At 66.1% G+C, this 19,858-nt stretch carries 15 protein-coding genes; 8 read left to right on the top strand and 7 right to left on the bottom strand.

The features are described 5' to 3' along the window. The first annotated feature begins 1 nt into the window (after position 1). The 7 genes from ACQP1T_RS28935 to ACQP1T_RS28905 all read left to right on the top strand — a co-directional run bounded on the left by ACQP1T_RS28935 (position 2) and on the right by ACQP1T_RS28905 (position 15,235). Entirely contained in the window at positions 2-1,120 is a 1,119-nt protein-coding gene (locus ACQP1T_RS28935; protein WP_433756197.1) for a Nif3-like dinuclear metal center hexameric protein, read from the top strand. A 103-nt stretch (positions 1,121-1,223) separates the two neighbouring features. Then, a complete protein-coding gene (locus tag ACQP1T_RS28930; RefSeq protein ID WP_433756196.1) occupies positions 1,224-1,868 on the top strand; it encodes a hypothetical protein in 645 nt (214 codons plus the stop codon). Between the two features lie 186 nt (positions 1,869-2,054). Further along, positions 2,055-2,792, top strand: coding sequence for a zinc ribbon domain-containing protein (locus tag ACQP1T_RS28925; RefSeq protein WP_433756195.1), 738 nt, complete (start codon positions 2,055-2,057; stop codon positions 2,790-2,792). Positions 2,793-2,874: 82 nt separating this feature from the next. After that, a complete protein-coding gene (locus ACQP1T_RS28920; protein WP_433756194.1) occupies positions 2,875-4,164 on the top strand; it encodes a bifunctional RNase H/acid phosphatase in 1,290 nt (429 codons plus the stop codon). 314 nt (positions 4,165-4,478) lie between these two features. Next, on the top strand, positions 4,479-6,953 hold the full coding sequence (locus tag ACQP1T_RS28915; RefSeq protein ID WP_433756193.1) for an FAD-dependent monooxygenase: 2,475 nt from the start codon (positions 4,479-4,481) through the stop codon (positions 6,951-6,953). A 225-nt stretch (positions 6,954-7,178) separates the two neighbouring features. Then, positions 7,179-14,384, top strand: a complete 7,206-nt coding sequence (locus tag ACQP1T_RS28910) for an amino acid adenylation domain-containing protein (protein ID WP_433756192.1) — start codon at positions 7,179-7,181, stop codon at positions 14,382-14,384. A gap of 161 nt (positions 14,385-14,545) precedes the next feature. Continuing rightward, positions 14,546-15,235: a S1 family peptidase gene (locus tag ACQP1T_RS28905; RefSeq protein WP_433756191.1), complete on the top strand. Its 690-nt coding sequence runs from the start codon at positions 14,546-14,548 to the stop codon at positions 15,233-15,235. On the opposite strand, the gene ACQP1T_RS28900 is transcribed toward ACQP1T_RS28905, so the two are convergent. From ACQP1T_RS28900 to ACQP1T_RS28890, 3 genes are all read right to left on the bottom strand, one after another. Continuing rightward, positions 15,184-15,357 carry a hypothetical protein gene (locus ACQP1T_RS28900; protein ID WP_433756190.1) on the bottom strand — a complete coding sequence of 58 codons (174 nt, stop codon included), beginning with the start codon at positions 15,355-15,357 and terminating at the stop codon, positions 15,184-15,186. The two genes, ACQP1T_RS28905 and ACQP1T_RS28900, sit on opposite strands and share 52 nt — an antisense overlap. A gap of 221 nt (positions 15,358-15,578) precedes the next feature. Further along, entirely contained in the window at positions 15,579-16,151 is a 573-nt protein-coding gene (locus ACQP1T_RS28895; protein ID WP_433756189.1) for an N-acetyltransferase family protein, read from the bottom strand. A 30-nt stretch (positions 16,152-16,181) separates the two neighbouring features. Then, positions 16,182-16,592: a hypothetical protein gene (locus tag ACQP1T_RS28890; RefSeq protein WP_433756188.1), complete on the bottom strand. Its 411-nt coding sequence runs from the start codon at positions 16,590-16,592 to the stop codon at positions 16,182-16,184. A 221-nt stretch (positions 16,593-16,813) separates the two neighbouring features. Between ACQP1T_RS28890 and ACQP1T_RS28885 the strand changes: the two genes are divergently transcribed. Beyond that, positions 16,814-17,233: a pyridoxamine 5'-phosphate oxidase family protein gene (locus ACQP1T_RS28885; protein ID WP_433756187.1), complete on the top strand. Its 420-nt coding sequence runs from the start codon at positions 16,814-16,816 to the stop codon at positions 17,231-17,233. 4 nt (positions 17,234-17,237) lie between these two features. On the opposite strand, the gene ACQP1T_RS28880 is transcribed toward ACQP1T_RS28885, so the two are convergent. The 4 genes from ACQP1T_RS28880 to ACQP1T_RS28865 are packed head-to-tail and all read right to left on the bottom strand — an operon-like array spanning position 17,238 to position 19,735. Beyond that, entirely contained in the window at positions 17,238-17,816 is a 579-nt protein-coding gene (locus tag ACQP1T_RS28880; RefSeq protein WP_433756186.1) for an NUDIX domain-containing protein, read from the bottom strand. Between the two features lie 47 nt (positions 17,817-17,863). Then, entirely contained in the window at positions 17,864-18,148 is a 285-nt protein-coding gene (locus ACQP1T_RS28875; RefSeq protein ID WP_433756185.1) for a hypothetical protein, read from the bottom strand. Positions 18,149-18,196: 48 nt separating this feature from the next. Further along, positions 18,197-19,189: a YncE family protein gene (locus ACQP1T_RS28870; protein WP_433756184.1), complete on the bottom strand. Its 993-nt coding sequence runs from the start codon at positions 19,187-19,189 to the stop codon at positions 18,197-18,199. A 42-nt stretch (positions 19,190-19,231) separates the two neighbouring features. Next, on the bottom strand, positions 19,232-19,735 hold the full coding sequence (locus ACQP1T_RS28865) for a TrmH family RNA methyltransferase (protein ID WP_433756183.1): 504 nt from the start codon (positions 19,733-19,735) through the stop codon (positions 19,232-19,234). Between the last annotated feature and the right edge of the window lie 123 nt (positions 19,736-19,858).

The following is a 19,858-nucleotide window of genomic DNA, read 5'->3' as shown; positions in this document are numbered from 1 at the left end:
GATGACGACGCTGGCGGATCTCATCGGGGTGCTCGACGCGGCTTATCCGCCGAAGTTGGCGGAGTCGTGGGATTCGGTGGGGTTGGTATGCGGCGACCCGGGGGATGAGGTCGCTCGGGTGCTGTTCGCGGTGGATGCCACTGCCGCCGTAGTGGATGAGGCGATCGATTGGCGCGCACAGGCTCTGGTGGTGCATCATCCGCTGCTGCTGCGCGGGGTCGACACCGTCGCGGCCGATACGCCCAAGGGCGCTCTGCTGCATCGGCTCATCCGCTCCGGGTGTGCTTTGTTCGCGGCGCATACCAATGCGGATTCCGCTGATCCGGGCGTTTCCGATGCGCTGGCCGATGCGCTCGGACTCACGGTCACCGGCCCCTTGGATTCGAAACCACAAGCCGCCGTGGACAATTGGGTGGTGCAAGTGCCACGTTCGCATGCGGATGCGGTGCTGGCGGCGCTGTTCGCGGCCGGCGCCGGTGGCAGCGGAACCTATCGTGACTGCGCTTTGCGGGTGCCGGGAGTCGGACAGTTTCGTCCGGTGGCGGGGGCGAATCCGGCGATCGGCGCCGTCGGGGAATTGCAGCGGGTCGACGAGGACCGCCTCGAAGTGATCGCACCGCCATCGGCGCGTACGGCCGTGCTGGCTGCGCTGCGGTCGGCACATCCCTACGAAGATCCCGCCTATCACGTCACCGAGCGCGCGGCGCTGCCATCCGGGCTCGGCATCGGTCGGGTCGGCACCCTCCCGGATCCGGAGTCGTTGCGCGAGTTCACCTCTCGGGTTGCCGCCGCGTTGCCCGCGACCATTTGGGGTGTCCGTGCGGCCGGTGACCCGGACCGCATGATCCGGACCGTCGCGGTATGCGGCGGCGCTGGCGACTCCTATCTGGACACGGCGGCGCGCTTCGGCGTCGACGCCTACGTCACCTCCGATCTGCGTCATCACCCGGTCGACGAACACCTGCGTCGCGGCGGCCCCGCCGTGATCGATGCCGCCCACTGGGCAACCGAATTCCCTTGGTGCGCACAGGCGCAGACGGCGGTCCGAACCGCCCTGCCCGACCTCGAAACCCGTATTTCCACGCTGCGCACCGACCCGTGGACGATCGCCGCCCCGTGACCCGATCCCGAAGCATCCAGTGCGACGGCGTGTTCGGGCGTGTTGCCGGACTTGGTATCTGGTTCAGGTGAGTTGACCCGCCCGCTCGGGGTACAACTACCGCATGAATTTCCCGGTGGACTTCGGGATCGTGCAGATCGGCCTGATGCTGATCATCCTGGTCGCGGTCGCGTTGCTGATATCGGCGCTCGTCATGGTGCGCAAGGTCGGATTGCGGGTTTTGCTCGGGCGCGGCGCGGGCGGACTAGCGCTGTTGGTCGTCGCGGTACTGCTGCTGTGGGTGATCACGCTCGTCCAGACCTTTCTCGGACTGAGCGGGGAGGTCAAGGCGGCGCACGTGGTGGTGAATCAGGTTGCGGGCCAAGATCACCGGCTCGAGGTCGACCTCACCCTCTACGGCGACGAGCACCATCCCGACAAGCACGAGAAGTATCAGGTCGAGGGTGACCTATGGGTGCTGCAGGCCAATATCGTCGAGTTGGAACCCTGGGTGAACGCCCTCGGCTTCCATTCCGGCTACAAGGTCACCCGCCTCTACGGCCAACGCCTCGACGGCGTCGCCACCACCCAGAACCAGATCTTCGTCAACGGCGACGACCAGGACTTCTTCAACGATATGCGCAACCATAAATGGTGGACCGATCCCTTCGTGCGCTCCGCCTACGGCAACGCCGTCATCGCCACTCCCGGCAGCTACGACGTCTTCATCTCCCGCGACGCCATCAAGACCCGCGCACCCGGCAGTTGACGCACACACCGGATAAGACGGGCACCACCACCGCCGGTCCGCGCTTCTTCCGCGGTCGATGACGCACCGACCACTCCCCTCGGACCGAATCACCGGCCATCCGGGGTACGGTTGAAGACTGGCATCGCCACCCCCGTGGCTCGCGTGCCCCCACATCCGTCCCCAGCGTCCAGGAGTTTGTCCGCGTTGAATGTCGAACCGCCTGTCCAGGCCAAGCTGCTCCAGCTCGCCGCCGTCGACGCCGAATTGACGCGGATCGCGCATCGGCGCACCGTGCTGCCCGAGCAGCAGGAGGTGGCGCGGCTGGAGGCCGAGCGGAACGGCCACAAGGACGCGGCGGTGGCGGTCGAGATCTTGCTGGACGATCTCGACCGCGATATCCGCAAGCTGGAGGGCGAGGTCGATGCGGTGCGCAAGCGCGAGGAGCGCGACCGTGGCATGTTGACCGCTGGTTCGGTGAGTGCCAAACAGCTCTCGGAAATTCAGCACGAACTGGGCAGCCTGGAGCGGCGCCGTTCGGTGCTCGAGGACGAGCTGCTCGAGGTGATGGAACGCCGTGAGGCCTCGGCATCCGATCACGATCACGCGGGTGCGCGGCTCAGCAAGACCGAACAGGAGCTGGCCGACGCGCAGCGCCTGCGTGCCGAGGCGCTCGCGGATCTCGATGTGGCACAGGGCCGTTGCGATGCCGACCGCAAGAATCTGGTCGCGCTGTTCCCGGACGAACTGCTGAGCATCTATGACCGGCAGCGCACCCAGCACGGCACCGGCGCCGCGCTGCTGCAGGCCCGCCGATGTGGCGCGTGCCGGATCGAATTGGACCGCGGTGAGATCGCGCGGATCGCCAAGACCGCGCCGGATGTGATCGTGCGGTGTCCGGAATGCGGTGCGATCCTGGTGCGCACCAAGGAGTCGGGTTTGTGAGGTCTCCGGTGCGGGTACCAGTACTCGCGTCGGTCCGCTCCCAGCGACGGATGGTCGGCTGTCGAACAGGACGAGGGGAACAATGACCGAGCGCGAGGTGATCGTCGAGGCCGATGGCGGTTCCCGGGGCAATCCGGGCCCGGCCGGTTACGGCGCGGTCGTCTTCGCTGCCGATCACACCCGTATCCTCGCCGAGCGCAGGGAATACCTCGGCATCACCACCAATAATGTCGCCGAATACCGCGGGCTCATCGCGGGTTTGGAGGCGGCGGCGGAGTTGGGCGCGCGCGTGGTGTCGGTGCGCATGGATTCCAAGCTGGTCGTCGAGCAGATGTCCGGACGCTGGAAGGTCAAGCACGCGTCCATGATTCCGCTGGCCGACCGCGCCCGCAGGCTGGTCAGCGGATTCGACAGCGTGACGTTCAGCTGGATTCCGCGCGCCGAGAACTCCCACGCCGACCGGCTGGCGAACGAGGCGATGGACGACGCCACGTTGATCGGCGAGGTGCACGCCGCCGAGCGGCAGTTACTCGATGCGGGCGCGGCCGCCGCCACGCTGGGAGAGGAGGTGCGCGAGGCCGAAGAACAGCTGCTCGGCTGGACCGATGAACCCCCGGCGTCCGCCCGCGGCGCCGAAGCCGAGCTGTCGAGCTGGATCGATGAAGCCAGGGACGCACAGTCGACCGCGGCTGATTCCCGAGCCGCCGAAGGTCCGACGCCGACCGCCGCCGAAAAGGCGCCCGGCTGGACCGGCGCGACCGGCCGTCCGACCCGCTTCCTGCTGCTGCGCCACGGCCAGACCGCGCTCTCGATCGAGCGCCGCTACTCAGGTCGTGGCAACCCGCCGCTCACCGATCTCGGCCGGGAACAAGCCGCGCGCGCCGCGAAAATGCTCGCCGCGAAGGGCGGAATCGCCGCCGTGGTCACCTCCCCGCTCGGCCGGTCCCGCGAGACCGCCGAAGCCGCCGCCACCGTACTGGGCGTGCCGATGCACGCTGTGGATGGCCTCACCGAAACCGACTTCGGCGCATGGGAGGGGCTCACCTTCCTGGAAGCGGCACAACGAGATCCGCAGCTGCACGCCCGCTGGCTCGGCGATCCGTCGCTGCCCGCACCGAACGGTGAGAGCTTCGACCAGGTCCGCGAACGGGTCGAGGCGGTCCGTCGCGATCTGGTCGCGCGGTTTCCGGGCCAGAACATCGTGGTGGTCAGCCATGTGACCCCCATCAAGACCTTGCTGCAACTGGCGCTCGGCGTCGGCCCGTCGCTGCTGTATCGCCTGCACCTGGACCTGGCGTCGCTCTCGATCGCGGAGTTCTATCCGGACGGCGGTTCGTCGGTTCGGTTGGTCAACGACACGTCCTACCTCTGAGAAATTTGGGCATCGGACCAACCCCATCTTTTTCGCGAACCGTGAATTATGGCCCATCACAATGGATTCGGCTTGTCGAAACGACCCCTTTGGGTGGAATCTCACACGGTAACGTTTCAGACACGGTTATAGCGGTAGGCTTCGGATCGGTCAGGCACAGGCATCCCGCCCCGCCTGTCTGGTCGGGGATAACGAAGGTCTTCGAACAGTGCTGCTCGGGGGGATGAGAACCTGCGGGCAGCGTTGCTCGGTGGTCGCTTCGAACGATGAAGTGTCCTGTGCGGTCGAGTGATTCGATGGAAGCGCAGGTTCGAATGAGTAGTCCGATCAAGGTTATCGTGCTCGGTGCGGGGATCGGAGGGCTCACCACGGCCGCCGCATTGCGACAGGCGGGCTTCGCGGTCGAACTCTATGAGGCCGCATCCGAGCTGCGTGGCCAGGGATTCGGACTTTCGGTGCAGGCCAACGGAATCAAGGCACTGCGCGCAATCGGCCTCGGTATCGAGGAGGAACTGTTCGAGCGTGGCGGCAAGGTCGAGACCTTCCGCTTCAACAACCCCGACGGCACGCCGATCCGAGTGCTTCCGGTGCACCGCCAGGACGAGCGGCTCGGCGCACCGAGCGTCGCGCTGCACCGCAAGGATCTGCACGCGGTTCTGCTGCGCGCGATCGGCGACACCCCGACTCATGTTGGCGCACAAGCGACTCGGTTCATCGATGACGGTGAGCACGTGCGTGTCGAATTCGCCGACGGCCGCATCGCCGAGGGCGATCTGCTGATCGGCGCCGACGGCATCCACTCCGTGGTGCGCGCCCAATTGCACGGCCGCGCCGAACCGCGCCCCGGCAATTTCGTGGCCTGGCTGGCCTGCATTCCGTTCGAACATCCCGCCGTGCCGCGCGGCTACTCCGCTCACTATTGGGGCGCCGGAATGCGTTTCGGCATCCACGACATCGGCCACGGCCGGGTGTACTGGTGGGGCACCATGACCATGCCGGGCGCGCAGGCCGCCGATTGGCAGGGCACCAAGGAAGATCTGCGGCGGCTCTATGCCGACTGGGCGCCGGAGGTGCGTGCCTGCGTCGATCAGACCGATTGGGCCGACGTGCTCGCCGTGCCCTGCCAGGACCGGCCGCCGCTGGACGGCTGGGGTCGCGGCCGGGTCACCCTGCTCGGTGATGCCGCGCATCCCATGCTGCCCAGCCTCGGCCAAGGCGCCAACTCCGCTATCGAGGACGCGGTCGTACTCGCCCACACGCTGAAGACCTCGCTGGATCCCGTTGCGGGCCTGCGTCGTTACGAGCAGACGCGCGCCGAGCGGACGGCCATGTTCGTCAACGGCTCGTGGTCGCTCGGGAAGGTCGAACAGACGACCGACCCCAGGTTGGTCACGGTGCGCGACACCTACTTCCGGCACGCCCCCACCGAATTCTTCCTGCGCGAATTGGCCAAGCCGATGTCGTTCCCTCCACTGGAGGGACCGACCGCGCGGCTGCCACGCCAGCTGTCCCCGGTGGAGCGCTGGCACTGGATCGCGGATCAGCTTGCGCCGCTGCATATTCTGGCCCGAGTGCGAGTGCACGGCTCGATCACGGCGGAGCAGGTGCGTACCGGTCTGGACGAAGTGCAGCGTCGACATCCGCTGCTCGGTGTCGCGGTGGCGGCCGAACCGGACGGCACCGCACCGCGTTTCGTGCCGGTGCCGACGCCGATTCCGCTGCGGGTTGTCGAATCCGCCGATCCGGATGCCTGGCTCACCGAGGTCGACGAGGTCGAATTGCGCGAACCCTTCGACTGGCACTCCGGTCCGCTCGCGCGCGCCGTGCTCATCACGGATGCGACCGGTGCGACCAGCGATCTGATCGTCACGCTGCACTATGCGATCGCCGACGGCGAGAGCGCGATGTCGGTGGCCAAGCAGGTGCTGCAGGTCGCCGCGGGCGATGGCCTCGAGCTCGAGCCAGCCCCGGTCCGACCGGGTCCGGAGCAACTGTTCCCGGCAAAGTTCCAGGGCGCCAAGGGCTTCGGTCGCACCGTCGGATCGCTGCTGCGCGACCAGAAGTCGCAGTTGAAGCGGCCGCGCCGAGTCGAGCCGACCGAGCTCGCACCGCCGTCGCGGCGACGCAGCCGGGTCCTGCACCGCAGCCTGGACGCCGATCAACTCGACGCATTGACCGCAGGTTGTGAACGCGAAGGCGTCGGCCTGCAGGCCGCGCTCTCGGCGGCGCTGCTCATCGCGGCGGCCCGCGAGTCGGGCACCTACACCGAATCCTGGTACACCGTCGGCAGTTCGGTGAACTTCCGCGGCCACCTCGGCGGCGTGGTCGCCGACACCGAGGTAGGCACCTACCAGGGCATGATCGCGACCCCGGCGAAATACGCGCCGTGGTCGTCGCTGTGGCAGATCGCCGCCGAGATCGAGCGCGAGTACGGCGCACGGATGGACCGTCGCGACCATCTCGCGGCATTGAGCCTGCTGAAGGTCGCCGCACCGAAATCGGTGGCCGCCAGTGCATCCACGGTAAAGCTGATGGACACCCGCGGTCCAGGTCACCTGTGTATGACCTACCTGGGTAGCTACGCGTTCCCGGACAAGATCGGCGCGTGGCAGCTCTCGGGCGCGCAATTCGTCTCGGGCATGTCGGTGAGCGGCTTCATCATGGCCACCGCCAATGCCACGCACGGCGAATTGTCGTTCAACCTCGGCTATGTCGAGCCAGCGGTGTCGCGCGAGCGCGCCGAGCGTCTTGCCGATGAGAGTGTGCGCGCGTTGCTGTCGGTGATCTGACCGGCTCGCACCCATAAACGAGCGCGAATCCCGGCATCGATGTCGATGCCGGTAATTCGCGCTGTCTGAAAACTGGATACAAGTGGTAACAGCTTTGCGTTTCGGCGTCATCAGGGGTGGGTCCTGGACAGTTTGCGCACGGTCTGTGCCGCGACTGTCGCGATAGGAGTGACTGTGACGTCGGAAACCAGCGCAAATCCCGAGAGACCCATCGAAGCATGGCCGGTGAGCGCATATCAGCGCGATGTACTCGGCCTGGCATTCCGGCTGGCGCCGGAACCTGTTGCGCAGCAGACCTATAGCCTGCGCATCGATGAGCCGCTGGATATCGAGCGGCTGCGCGCATGCTGGCAGCGAGCACTGATGAGCGATGACGCATTGCGACTGCGCTTCGCCTTCGAGAACGGCGAGTTCCGCCAATGGATTTCGAATGAGATTCCGCCGGTCGAGGTCATCGACCTGACCGGTGCACCGGATCCGGAGGCAGCTACCCAGGAATGGCTGTGGCGCGAGGTCGGCGCGCCGGAGCGGCCTGATCGGCCCGCGCGGCTGGCCGCGGTGGTGGACAGGCCGGACCGGTTCTTCCTTTTCATATCCTTCCACCACGCGCTGGCCGACGGCTATGGCATGAATCCGGTCATCGCCACGCTCGATACCAGCTACAAGATGAAAGACGTTCCGCTCGACCAGCTTGCGATGCCCGAGCCCGCCGACGAGCACACCGATCGTTCCGTGGCCACCTATCGTCGAATCGTCGCGGACGACGCGGCGTACCGGGCATCCGACCAGTACACGGCCGACCGTGCCGGTCTGCTCGCCGCGCTCGACGGCGTCGAACCAGCCTTGTTCGCCAACCGGACCAGCTCGCCGAGAATCGCCCGCGGCCACTACAACACGATGATCTCGGGAAAGTACCTCGATCGTGTCCGTGCCACCGGTGTGACCGTCTTCGCGTATCTGACCGCCGCGGTGGCAACGTATCTCGCGACGGTGCACCGCACCGATCAGGTGGTGATCGGCGTCCCGATGCTGAACCGGCACTCCGCGGAGACCTATCGCACCCAGGGCCATCGCGCCAATGTGGTCCCGCTGCCGGTACGCGTCGATCGTGAGGTGCCGCTCAGGCAGATCGCGGAGCAGGTGACCCAGCAGATTCGAAAGCTCAAGAAGCATCAGCGCTTCCCGTACGGCGAGCTGACCCGCGCACTGAATCCGGATCCGGCGGCGCCGCCGCTCTACGACGTCGCTTTCTCGCACACGAAACTGCCCGATGCCGATTACGTCCACGAACTGCTTTCGAAATGGACGGTGCACAATCCGGGTTCGGTGACCAACGCACTCACCATCGTCACCGCGGAAAACGGTCGGGACGGCTCGATCAGCCTCCAGTTGTTCTACGACACAGACATTTTCGACGCGAGCTTTCCGATCGAATCGGCACTGCGCGGTGTCGGCGAAATGGTGACCGCATCGCTGGACCATCCGGAGACCGCGGTGCGTGCGCTGCCGCTGCTTTCGGAGCGGGCGAGTGCCGAAGTGGCTGCTTTCGAGGCGGGTCCGCGCGTTGAATTCCCATACACCACCATTGATCGGCTCTTCACCGAAACGGCCGCCGAACATCCGGACCGGGTGGCGGTGGTGTCGGCCGACTCCCGCGAACTCAGCTACGCCCGATTGTCCGCTCTGGTGGACGGATTCGCGGCGCGTCTGCACGAGCTCGGCGTCACCGGCAACGAGTGCATTCCGATGGTCCTGCCGCGTTCGGCCGACATGCTCATCGCGGTGCTCGGCATCCTTCGTGCCGGATGCGCCTACGTGCCGCTCGATCCGGATTATCCGGCGGCGCGTATCGAAACGGTACTCGCGGACTGCGAAGCGCGGTTCGTGGTCGCCGGAAGTGAACATGCGCGGGTCTACCAGGATCTCGGCGTCACTCGTATCACGGTGGCCGACACACTGCCCGGCACCGCCGAAAATGTCTCGCACCCACACGATTTGAGTTATCTCATCTACACCTCGGGCTCGACCGGTGTGCCGAAAGGCGTGATGGTCGAGCATCACTCGGTGGTCAACCGGCTGACCTGGATGCAGCGCCGCTACCCGCTGTTCGCCGATGATGTGATCCTGCAGAAGACGCCCGTCACCTTCGACGTTTCGGTGTGGGAGCTGTTCTGGTGGGCGATCACCGGAGCCAAGGTGGCGCTGCTCGAGGTCGGCGGTGAGCGGGATCCGCGCCGCATTGCCGAGGCCATCGAGGCGAATGCGGTGACCGTCATCCACTTCGTGCCGTCCATGCTGGCGGCCTTCGTGGACGAACTGGAGGCCGATCGCACGATCGTGCCGCGCATCGCGGGCCTGCGCCAGGTGTTCTGCAGCGGCGAGGCGCTGCCGCCCGCACTGGTCCGGCGCTTCCACGCCGCCTTCGCCGCGGTCGCGCAGCGGGCGCCGCAGTTGGTGAACCTCTACGGCCCGACCGAGGCCACCGTGGACGTCTCGTATTTCGATTGCCCGCACGGTGATTCGCTCGATCTGGTGCCCATCGGCCGTCCGATCGACAATATCGACCTGCTGGTGCTCGATGAATCCGGACGCCGCATGCCCATCGGTGTACCCGGTGAACTCAATATCGCCGGAGTCGGCCTCGCGCGCGGCTACCGTGGTCGACCGGACCTGACCGCGGCCGCATTCGTCGACGATCTGACCGTGCCGGGCAGACGTCGCTACCGCACCGGTGACCTGGCGCGCTGGCTGGTCGACGGCACCCTGGAATACCTGGGCCGCTTCGATGATCAGGTCAAGATCCGCGGTAACCGGATCACGCTCGGCGAGGTGCAGAATGCGATCCTCGGCTGCGCGGGTGTGCGTGCGGCTGTCGTCGTCGACGAGCAATCCGAGACGCATGGACCGCATCTGGTCGGATATTTCGTCGGCGACGACGTGACCGGTGACGAGATCGCCGAACAGATCGCGATTCGCCTGCCGCGCTACATGATTCCGACCCGCCTGCTGCGCGTCGATCGTATTCCGTTGACTCCCAACGGCAAGACCGATCGCAAGGCACTGGCACGGGCGGCGGCGGTTTCGGAGCATGCCGACTTCGTCGGTGTGCCGATCGAACCGCGGCTGGGTTCGATGGCCGCGCCTGCGGCGCGGACGCCGGTCGAGGCCGAGCTGGCACAGGTCTGGCGGACCGTGCTCGGTATCGACTCTATCGGTGTACACGACAACTTCTTTACCCACGGCGGCGACTCCATACTCGCGCTATCTGTGCGCACCGCCGCCGAACGCGCCGGACTGTTCTTCGATGTGGATGCCTTCTATGAGCATCCGACGATTGCCGAATTGGCCCGGATCGTCTCGGATGGCCCGGGCGGCAACCGGATTCGCATCGCCGATCCATTGGCGACGGTGCCGCTGATCGACCGCGCCGCACTGCATCGGGCCGAGGATGCCTTCCCGGCCACCGCATTGCAGCTCGGCATGCTCTTCCACAGCATCGAGCGCGCCGATTCGGTGACCTACAAGGACGTATTCCGGTATCGGTTCGAAATGCCGTGGGACGCCGCGCGATTCCACGCCGCATTCGACCGGTTGGTGCGTCGACAGCCCGCACTGCGGTCCTCGTTCGAGCTGAGCAAGTATTCGGTCCCGCTGCAGGTGGTGCACAGGACGATCGAGTACGAGCTGGAGGTCGTCGATGTCTCCGATCTCGATCCGGTGCTGGCCGATCAGGAGGTGGAGGACTACACGCAGGAGCGCAGGCACGCCCGGTACGACCTCGCACGCGCGCCGCTACATGCCGTCCGGGTATTCCTGCGGCCGTCCGAAAGCGCCCTTCAGACCGTCGATCTGGTGCTCAGCTTCCACCACGCGATTTTGGATGGGTGGAGCGTCGCGACCTCGGTGCTCGAACTGCTGGTCGACTACCTGAACAAGCTGGGACTTATCGAAACCCGTATCGATGACACGCCGCATGCGGCCACCGTCCTCGCCGAGTATGCCCGGTCCGAAATCGCTGCGGTGCACGATGATTCGGCCCGCGAGTACTGGCGCGAGGCGTTGGCCGGAGCGGACCCGACCGCGCTTACCGCCCTTGGCGTCCACGAGGGCGCGGGTGCGGAGGAACCGGAGGCCGCCGCCGTGGTGCCGCGTCGGCTGGCTGATCGGGTCACCGCATTCGCCGCCCGGCATCAGGTGCCCGAGAAGGCGGTCTACCTGGCGGCGCACTGCCTGACCCTGCGCACGGTGACCGGCCGCGCCGATATCACCACCGGTGTGGTCAGCCACGGGCGACCGGATCGGGCAGGTGCGGAAAGCATTGCGGGCCTGTTCCTGAACACGCTGCCGATAAGGCTGGACGACACCGCAACCACCTGGCGCGCGGCCGTCGAGCAGATAGCGCGCCGGGAGCGCGACGCCTACCCGCACCGGCGCTATCCGCTGCGGTCGATCCTGGCCGATGGCGGGCCCGCCTTCGAGACGGCATTCAACTTCATCAACTACCATCTGTTCGCACCGATCCTCGGTGCGGACCGAGTCACCCTGCGCGACTTCGACGTTCGCGAGGACACCAACTTCCAGCTCTTGGTCACGGTGGCCCATGACCCGCGCGATGGCCGAATGTGGTTGCGGGTCAACGGTGATCACACGCTGACCAAGGATCAATGCGAGACCGTCGCGGTCACTCAGCTGCGCATATTGGCGGCGATCGTGGCGGATCCGGATGCGGCGATCGATCGTTGCACCGGTCCGGCGACCGCGCGCGATGTCGGCACACTGGTCGCCGACGCGGCCGCGCTCAATCCGCACACCATCGCCGTCCAGGGCGACGAATCCAGCCTCACCTACGACGACCTGATCGAGCGCAGCGAGCGACTTGCCCGGTGGCTCAACGGTTTGGGGATCAGATCCGGCGACCGGATCGGCATCCTGATGAGCCGTCGCCCGGAATTGGTGCTGCTGGTGCTGGCACTCATGCGGATGGGCGCGGCCTGCGTGCCGCTCGATGTCAGCTATCCGCGGGCCCGGCTGAATCTCATGATCGACCGCGCCCGCCCACACCGGGTGATCGCCGACGCCGCCTATGCCGAGATCGTCGACGATGTCCGACTGGTGCTGGACACGGCGGAGGTGTTCGATCCGACCGCTGACAGTGACATGGATTTCGCTGTTCCGGATTACATTTCGCCCGACGCGCTGGCCTACGTGCTGTTCACCTCCGGCTCCACCGGCGAGCCCAAGGGTGTGGCCATGCCGCACCGCGGCCTTACCACGCTGGTGGATTGGCAGAACCGCAGCCCATCGGGCCTGAACCTGGCCAGCACATTGCAGCTGGCGCCATTGAGCTTCGATGTGTCGTTCCAGGAGATCTTCACGACCCTGGCCGCGGGTGCCACGCTGCGGATGAGTTCGGCGGATTTGCGCTCGAATGTCGAGGAATTGCTGAATATCGTTATCGCCGAAGGCATAGAGCGGCTGTTCCTGCCCTATGTCGCACTGCAGGCCTTCGCGGAGGCCGTGGTCGCCCGGCGGAAGTTCCCGGTCGACCTCAAAGTGCTCGCGTCCTCCGGTGAGCAATTGCGCATCACCGACGAGATCCGCGCACTGTGCAGAGTGGTGCCGGGGCTACTGCTGGAAAACCAATACGGCCCAACGGAATCCCACGTCGCGACCGTATTCACCCTCGCGGGCACACCCGACGACTACCCGGCGCTGCCGCCCATCGGCCGCCCGGTCGACGGCGATACCGTCGAATTGCTCGACAATGCGCTGCGTCCGGTGGCCGACGGTGTGATCGGTGAAATCTACCTCGGCGGCCGTTCCCTCGCCCGCGGCTACCAGGACCGAGCGGCGCTGACCGCACAGCGCTTCGTGGCTGCGCACGGCGGCGCGATCCTTTACCGCACGGGTGATCTCGGCGTCCGGCTGGCCTCCGGCGATCTGGTATGCCTCGGCCGCAGTGACAGTCAGGTCAAGATCCGGGGCTTCCGGGTGGAGCCCGCCGAGGTGGAGCTGCACATCCTCGGACTGGTCGAGAAGTATCCGACCATCACCGAAGCGGCCGTGGTGGCACGGGGATTCGGCGGGATCGACGGTGCGCTGATCGCCTTCCTGGTCGGCGACGCCGAACAGACCGATCTGACCGCGCTGCGCCACGATCTACGCGGCGTACTGCCCACGCATATGGTGCCTTCCCGATTCGTCTTCCTCGACGAGCTGCCCCGCACACCCAGCGGCAAGCGTGACGACGGCGCACTTCGCGCGATCGTCGAATCCGCACCGGAATCAATTGCCGCACAACGTGAACCGGCCGACGAATTCGAGCACTCCGCGGTCGAACTCCTCGCCGAATACGCCGGACTGCGCTCGATCGGTCTCGACGACGACTTCTTCGCGGCGGGCGGCACCTCCATCGGCGCTATGCGCGTGGTGATGGGGTTGTCGCGGCGCTTCGGCACCGAAGTGCCATTGGATTCGTTCATCGGCGCGCCGACGGCTGCCCAACTCGCGGCGCTGATCCGGTCCGGAAATACCCGGCGCACCTTCGATCCGCTGGTGCCGATCACGGTCGGCGGGCATAAGCCACCGCTTTTCCTGGTGCATCCGATCGGCGGAAATGTGCTGTGCTACTTGGCACTTGCCCGCTACCTCGATCCGGATCGCGCGATCTACGGGCTGCAGGCCGCCGGTGCGGATGCGGGCAGCACGCCGGAGAAGACGATCGTCGGAATGGCCGAGTCCTATCTGGCGGCGGTGCGTCGCGTGTATCCGGAGGGGCCCTACCACTTGGCCGGGTGGTCCTTCGGGGGCAATGTCGCGCTCGAGATGGCGCGGCAACTGCCCGAGCGGGAGGTGGCCAGTGTGACGCTGCTGGACACCATGGCCTTGCGCGAGCAGGCTCGCGAACCCATTGCCGAGGAGCAGCTCATTCGCTGGTTCTTCCTCGAATTGCTGTGGTACGCACGCGGAAACAAGGCCGCGCTCGTCGATTTCGAACCCGACGTACACGGATCCGAGGAACTCTTCGACGCGATGCTCGCCGAGTCGATCCGGTCCGGCATCCTGCCCGCCGACAGTTCACCGCAGGCGATCCGGCGGCTCTACGAGGTGTTCTACGCCAACTACACGGCGTTGCTGGACTACCGGCTCGAACCCTATGACCGCGATTTCACCCTGCTGCGCGCCGAGGAGGGCCTGCCGCCGGGTGTGGATCTCGCGCATCAGGCCGTCGGCAGCATGTTCGACAGCGCGAACAACGGGTGGCAGCAGTACGCGGCCCGGCGCTTCACGCTGGTCCCGGTGCCCGGCGACCACCTGCACATGATGACCGAACCGCACGTTCGCGAGGTCGCGGTGCAGTTGGACTCGGCGCTGGCGGCGGCCGATCCGGATCCGGACCGGGAGCTCGGCGCCGAAATGCTCGACGCCTGATCGGTTTGCCCCCGATGGTTACGGTTAACCGGAAGCGTGAACTAGAGTTCCGGAGTGGCCGCAGCTATCGGGGGCGGCTCTCCGTCATGTGTGCGCGATTGGCTGACGACTGTGTCGATTCCGATGTCGGCCAGCGCTTTTCGAGAAGGAGAGTGGTTGCCGTGAAGTTGGGGATGATCGCGCTGTGCTCGGCCGTAGTGGGACTGGTGGGGACAGGAACCGCGCAGGCCGCCGAAAATGCCGTGGTCGGCGGCGGTTCCGGCCTGGTCTTCGACAACAACGCCGCGTGCTCGCTGACCGCGATCGGCCACGACAGCGCCGGGCACCTGGTCGGACTGACCGCGGGCCACTGCGCCCCGACCGGTGCGCGATTCGGCGCCGAGCGCTTCCTGGACGCCGGAGTGATCGGCACGGTCGCGTTCTCCGATGACGGCGAAGGACTCGATTTCGCTGTGCTGCAATTCGATTCGGCCAAGGTCACGCCCGTGCGCAATGTCGGCCCGACTACCATCGCGGGATTGGGCGCGGCACCGGTTCCCGGTGAGTCGGTGTGCACGAGCGGGCGCAGCAGCCGATTCGACTGCGGCGTGGTCTGGGGTTCGCTGGACGGCACGACGATCAACCAATCATGTTCCAAGCCTGGCGATTCCGGTGGACCGGTCACCGTCGGTGATCGACTGGTCGGCATGAATCAGGGGCGGCTGACCGGAATGAACGGCGTCGGATTCAACATTCCATGCATCTTCCCGGCGATACCCATTCACTCACCGGCATTCTTCGCGCCGATCGAGCAGATACTTCAGGCCGTGGACGCCACCGGCGGGGTCGGCAGCGGATTCCAACTCATCTGATTCGGCGCGAGTCCGCGCAGTGCTGCTGCGGTGAATTCGTCCAGTGGGTAGAACAATTCGATCGCGAGTTCGGATAGCGTGACATCCGCGGGCGCGCCGAACGTGGCTATGGTGCTGAACATGCGAAGCTCGCCGAACGGAGTTCGGATGCGCAGCGGGACCTCGATCGGATTGGGTTGTGCCGCATCGTCATCGGGTGCATCGTTGAAATCCGGCGGTAGGGGTTGGGCGGCGACCTCGTCGTTGGTCTTGGCGTTCTCAGGTCTGCTCGAGTTGACCGGGCTCGGCGTCGCGTTCCTGCTGATCGGCGCGCTGTGGGTTGCGGTCTTCGCGGCGCTGGAGGTCAGCGGGGTGCGGCGGGCGGGATTGTGGACTCGGTGCCGGAGCTTGTGTGACCGTCGAGATGTGATTCGCGAGGTCGAGCCGGATCGACACCGGACGTCATCGCAATGTACATCTCATTCTCCAGGCGCGGATCATCCTCGCCGCAGCGCTGTCGGCGTCCGGTAAACGCGAAACCAGTTCGTAGATACAGGGACTCGGCGTGACGGTTGCCCTCGACGACCCAGAGCCGAAGTTCCCCGTGACGATGCGCCCTGGTCCAGTCGATGGTGGCAGCTAATAGGCGGTCCGATGCTCCGGTGCCGCGTGCGCACGGATTCACCCAGACCGACACCACGATCGGCGGGCTGTCGTCGGCCTTGGTGACGATACCCGCCGAGCCGACGACCCGGCCGTCGCGCTCGGCGACGAACAGCAGCCGCGTACCCATCCACTGCCGCCACTGCGGCTCATCCCACCGCGATGCGACCGCTAATGTCGAAGCGAACGTCCCCGCTGGCGATCCCGCCAGGGCATCGAGCCGAATCTCCCGGGCGACCGTCCACTCGTCCCCACCCAACTGCCGCACCCTCATCAGGCGATCGTAATGCGCTGAGTCGGCAGCTCAGCGTAGTCGGCCGCGACGGTTCGTCAGTCGTCCGGCGTGTATCGCTTGGCTGTGCGGTGGTTCGGTTGTCTCGGTGTCGCGTTCGTGGGCGAGATCCAGCATGGCAAGTCCGGTTTCGCGGATCAGCCCATCCAGATCGTCGAGCATCGCGGCGATCGCATCGCTCGCCGTTCGTAACTCTGCGGCGCTCGGGTCCGGCCGATCGAAGACCATGCGGAGTTTGTGTAGCCGCAGCCCGGTATCGAAGAGGCGGCGCACCAGCCGATCGCTGGAATCGGCGAACGCGGTGGCGTTTCCGGATAGCTCCTTGGCGGGGCCGAATGATCGTCGCGGCCGACTACGCCACGTGCTTCGGCTGCTGCTACCGCGGGCGCCGGTCCGGGAGCTCGACCGCACATCGTCGGGCATCGAAATTCCTCCTGAGTATTGGTGGGCCACGTTTCGGGACCCGGAGACGTGGCCGTTCTACTGCGCCCGATTTCGGCGGGTATGAACGGCTCCTTCGGAAACCGCTACCTGTTTATCCTTCGTACCGTGTAATTGCTTGGTAGGCAACATGATCACCGCCTGTCCGGTATGAGGTGACCGATACGGGCTGCTTCACGCCGCGAACTGGTGGACAATGGGGTATGGCAGCACACGGTGTGCGGGAGTCACGCGAACTGTCGGTCGATACCGCACTGCACCTGCTTGGCACGATCGGATTCGGGCGTGTCGCCTTCTCGCGCTACGCCTTACCCGCGATTCGCCCGGTCAGCCACGCGATGGTCGAGGACCATCTGGTCATCTATGCCGACGCCGCGACGACCGGTTCGCTCGATCGTCAAGTCGTGGCCTACGAGGTGGACGCGATCGACCACCAAACCTCTCTCGGCTGGTGTGTGATCGTGACCGGTATCGCCGACACCGTGCGCGACCAACACGAAATCGTGCACTACCAACAGTTCTTGCCCGCTCGGACTGTCGGTGCCGGTGATCGAGTGACCAGAATCCTGCCCGATATCGTCACCGGAATCGAGTACGTGGGGCCGGAAGCGGTCGATCGGTAGTGGCTCACAGGTCCGGAATCCTCTCGGGGAGTAGCGGTTCTAGTTTGGTGAGGAAGCGCGCGAAATGTGGATCGGCGTCGGTGCGGTCGAAGGTGTCGATATCCCACCAGCGTGCCGCACCGAATTCGCCCGGGTCCAAGGTGTATTCGCGGGTGCGGTCGCCGCGGATGACGTACCAGAGGCTGACATCTCGATGTCCGCTGTGGGTGCCGACGGTCGTGGTCACGGTGAGGAACAACGGTTCGGTTCCGATGACGGTGAATTCGGGATCGATGCCCAATTCCTCCGCGGCCTCGCGTCCGGCGGCCGCCAGCGGGTGTTCTCCCGGCGAAATATGACCGCCGGTCGGCAGCCACAGTCCGGCGAGGAGATGGCGGCCGAGCAGGACGCTGTGCGCTCGCGGGTCGACGAGCACCACATACGAGACCAGATGTCGTGGCGGAGTGTCGGGTTTGACGCGACGGAACACATCATCGGTCGAGGCCAGCCAGGCCCGGGTGTCCTCGATATGCTGTCGCTCGAGCGCGTCGAGCGGCGTGATCCCGTCGACGATCTCGGCGACGGTCGCGGTCGCGGGGTTCATGGCAGGCGACTGTAGTCGCGGGCACCGACAGGTTCGCCCAGCGCGGGCTATTCGAGGACCACCGGGCGCAGCCGGGTGGTGTAGACCCCCGCACGATCGAGTGCATCGGCGGCGGCATCGAGCTCGATCATGGTCTCCTCGAAGACTTCTCGCGCCCCGGCAATGCAGTATGCCGGGGTCGTGAGCGCCCCGATTCCCTCGGTATCGACCAATATCCCCGAGGCCTGCAACGAACCGTAATCGGCATCGAGCCCGGCCAGTTCCCCACGCAGTTCCCGCAGCCGATGAAACACCTGCTGTCGCCGAATCTCCAACGCCAATGGATCGGTCATCCCATGCTCCCCACCTCCGAGGTGAACTCCACCGCAATCTACCGCGACCTACCTCGATGGCTCGAACTCCAGCAGCACCGGTCCCTGCGGAAGCGGGAAGAAACTGTGGTGAGTTTCCGGATCGACGGCAACCGTGTGCGCGCCGTCGGCGAGATGACTCGACCCGAGCGCGGTCGTATGCCCCGCACGCTGCTCGAACAGATTCACCCAACCGCTCTCGGCGGCCACATACAGCCGCTGCGCCGAGCCGTCATAGACCAGCACATCGGGAGTTTCGCCGGCGCTGTTCTCGCCGACCACATTCCGTCGGGTGAGATCGACCGTGACCAGACGGGCATTGTCCTCACACCCCACGAACATCAGCCGATCAGCGGTGTCCAATGCCTGCCCGTGTGGTCCAGCGCAGCCCGGCACCGGAATCCGATCGGTCACCGCGAGCGTCTCCGGATCGATGACCGCGAGATCGCCCTTGCCCTGCACGGCGACAACCATGCGATCGGCATCGGCGTCGTAGACCACATTGCCCACCTCCCCGCCCAGTGACACTGTGCCACGGACGGTTCCGGTATCCGCATCGACAACCGTCTCGGTGCCGGCGCGTTGATCGGTGGTCCACACCGCACCGCGTCGCGGATCGTAGGCGAGTCCGTCCGGATATTCGCCGGTCGGTGTGGTCCACACGATCGTGCCGGTCTCCGAATCGATGGCCGCGAGCTGGTTGCGTCCCGTCGCGGTCGCGTAGGTCCGCCGCCGCTGTGGTACCGCCAGCACACCGTGCACGTCCGGCAGGTCCGATATGGTGCGCACCACCCGATGCGCACGAATATCGACCTCGACAACCGCGCCCGCACCCATATGCGCCACCCACAGCCGGCCGGATCCGCTGTCGAGGCTCATATAGTCGAATCGCACTGCCGCACCGGGCAAGTCGACCTGCCCGACCTGACGCAGCGGCAGTGCGTCGGAGGGCACCGAGGTACCGCACCCGGCCGCCATCATGACAACCGCGCAGGCCAGGCCCATCCGCCACATCGATCCCATCGAGCCTCCCGTGGAGGTGATCGTGGTTTCAGGCTAGTGAACTCAGCACAGGCCCGCGAGTTTGTAAAGCACCAGGGACCCGGCGACGGCCACGTTGAGACTGTGTCCGGTGCCCACCATCGGGATCTCGACGGCCATATCCAGCAGCTCCAGCCCCTCGGGTGGGATACCGGTGGACTCGTGGCCGAGCACGATGACGGTGCGTTTGCGGGCGACGGGCAGATCCGCGAGCCGAATGGACTCGTCGGTCAGCTCGACGCCCACGATCGCCGAACCTCCGCCCCGTTGCCGCTGCAGCCACCGATCGACCCGCCCGTCGATCCAATGCACGCACTGCCGGTGGCGCAGCGTATTGCCATGGTTGAGCGCATCCGGCACCCACGGCCGCCGCGGCACCGCCATACACGCACCGACCGCATCACATGTGCGAAGCAAAGTGCCGAGATTGACACCGTGCTTGGGCCAAAGCGGTGCCGCGAGTAGATGATTCCAACAGCCATGCGAACGCGGACGGCGCTGCCGGCGGATCTCGGGGCGGGTACGCACCCGCGCCGCCGTCACCGGCGCGCGGGAATACCCTTCCCGAGGGAGCGGAAGTCTTGGCAGACAATGAATTCCATCAGCGAGATGCTTCGCGGCGCATCCGAGCCATCGCCGTGGCCGATCATC

Origin of the sequence: Nocardia sp. CA-135398, assembly GCF_050955845.1 — a bacterium.
Classification (GTDB): domain Bacteria; phylum Actinomycetota; class Actinomycetes; order Mycobacteriales; family Mycobacteriaceae; genus Nocardia.
The sequence above is the reverse complement of the archived record's forward strand: the minus strand, read 5'-3'. Positions and strand labels throughout refer to the sequence as shown.

Bases quoted from the DNA above. Each gene is read 5' to 3' on its own strand.
- ACQP1T_RS28890 (WP_433756188.1), bottom strand. From the start codon at position 16,592: ATGCCCGACGATGTGCGGTCGAGCTCCCGGACCGGCGCCCGCGGTAGC.
- ACQP1T_RS28885 (WP_433756187.1), top strand. From the start codon at position 16,814: ATGGCAGCACACGGTGTGCGGGAGTCACGCGAACTGTCGGTCGATACC.
- ACQP1T_RS28900 (WP_433756190.1), bottom strand. From the start codon at position 15,357: ATGTTCAGCACCATAGCCACGTTCGGCGCGCCCGCGGATGTCACGCTA.
- ACQP1T_RS28875 (WP_433756185.1), bottom strand. From the start codon at position 18,148: ATGACCGATCCATTGGCGTTGGAGATTCGGCGACAGCAGGTGTTTCAT.
- ACQP1T_RS28870 (WP_433756184.1), bottom strand. From the start codon at position 19,189: ATGGGATCGATGTGGCGGATGGGCCTGGCCTGCGCGGTTGTCATGATG.
- ACQP1T_RS28920 (WP_433756194.1), top strand. From the start codon at position 2,875: ATGACCGAGCGCGAGGTGATCGTCGAGGCCGATGGCGGTTCCCGGGGC.
- ACQP1T_RS28915 (WP_433756193.1), top strand. From the start codon at position 4,479: ATGAGTAGTCCGATCAAGGTTATCGTGCTCGGTGCGGGGATCGGAGGG.
- ACQP1T_RS28880 (WP_433756186.1), bottom strand. From the start codon at position 17,816: ATGAACCCCGCGACCGCGACCGTCGCCGAGATCGTCGACGGGATCACG.
- ACQP1T_RS28930 (WP_433756196.1), top strand. From the start codon at position 1,224: ATGAATTTCCCGGTGGACTTCGGGATCGTGCAGATCGGCCTGATGCTG.
- ACQP1T_RS28935 (WP_433756197.1), top strand. From the start codon at position 2: ATGACGACGCTGGCGGATCTCATCGGGGTGCTCGACGCGGCTTATCCG.
- ACQP1T_RS28895 (WP_433756189.1), bottom strand. From the start codon at position 16,151: ATGAGGGTGCGGCAGTTGGGTGGGGACGAGTGGACGGTCGCCCGGGAG.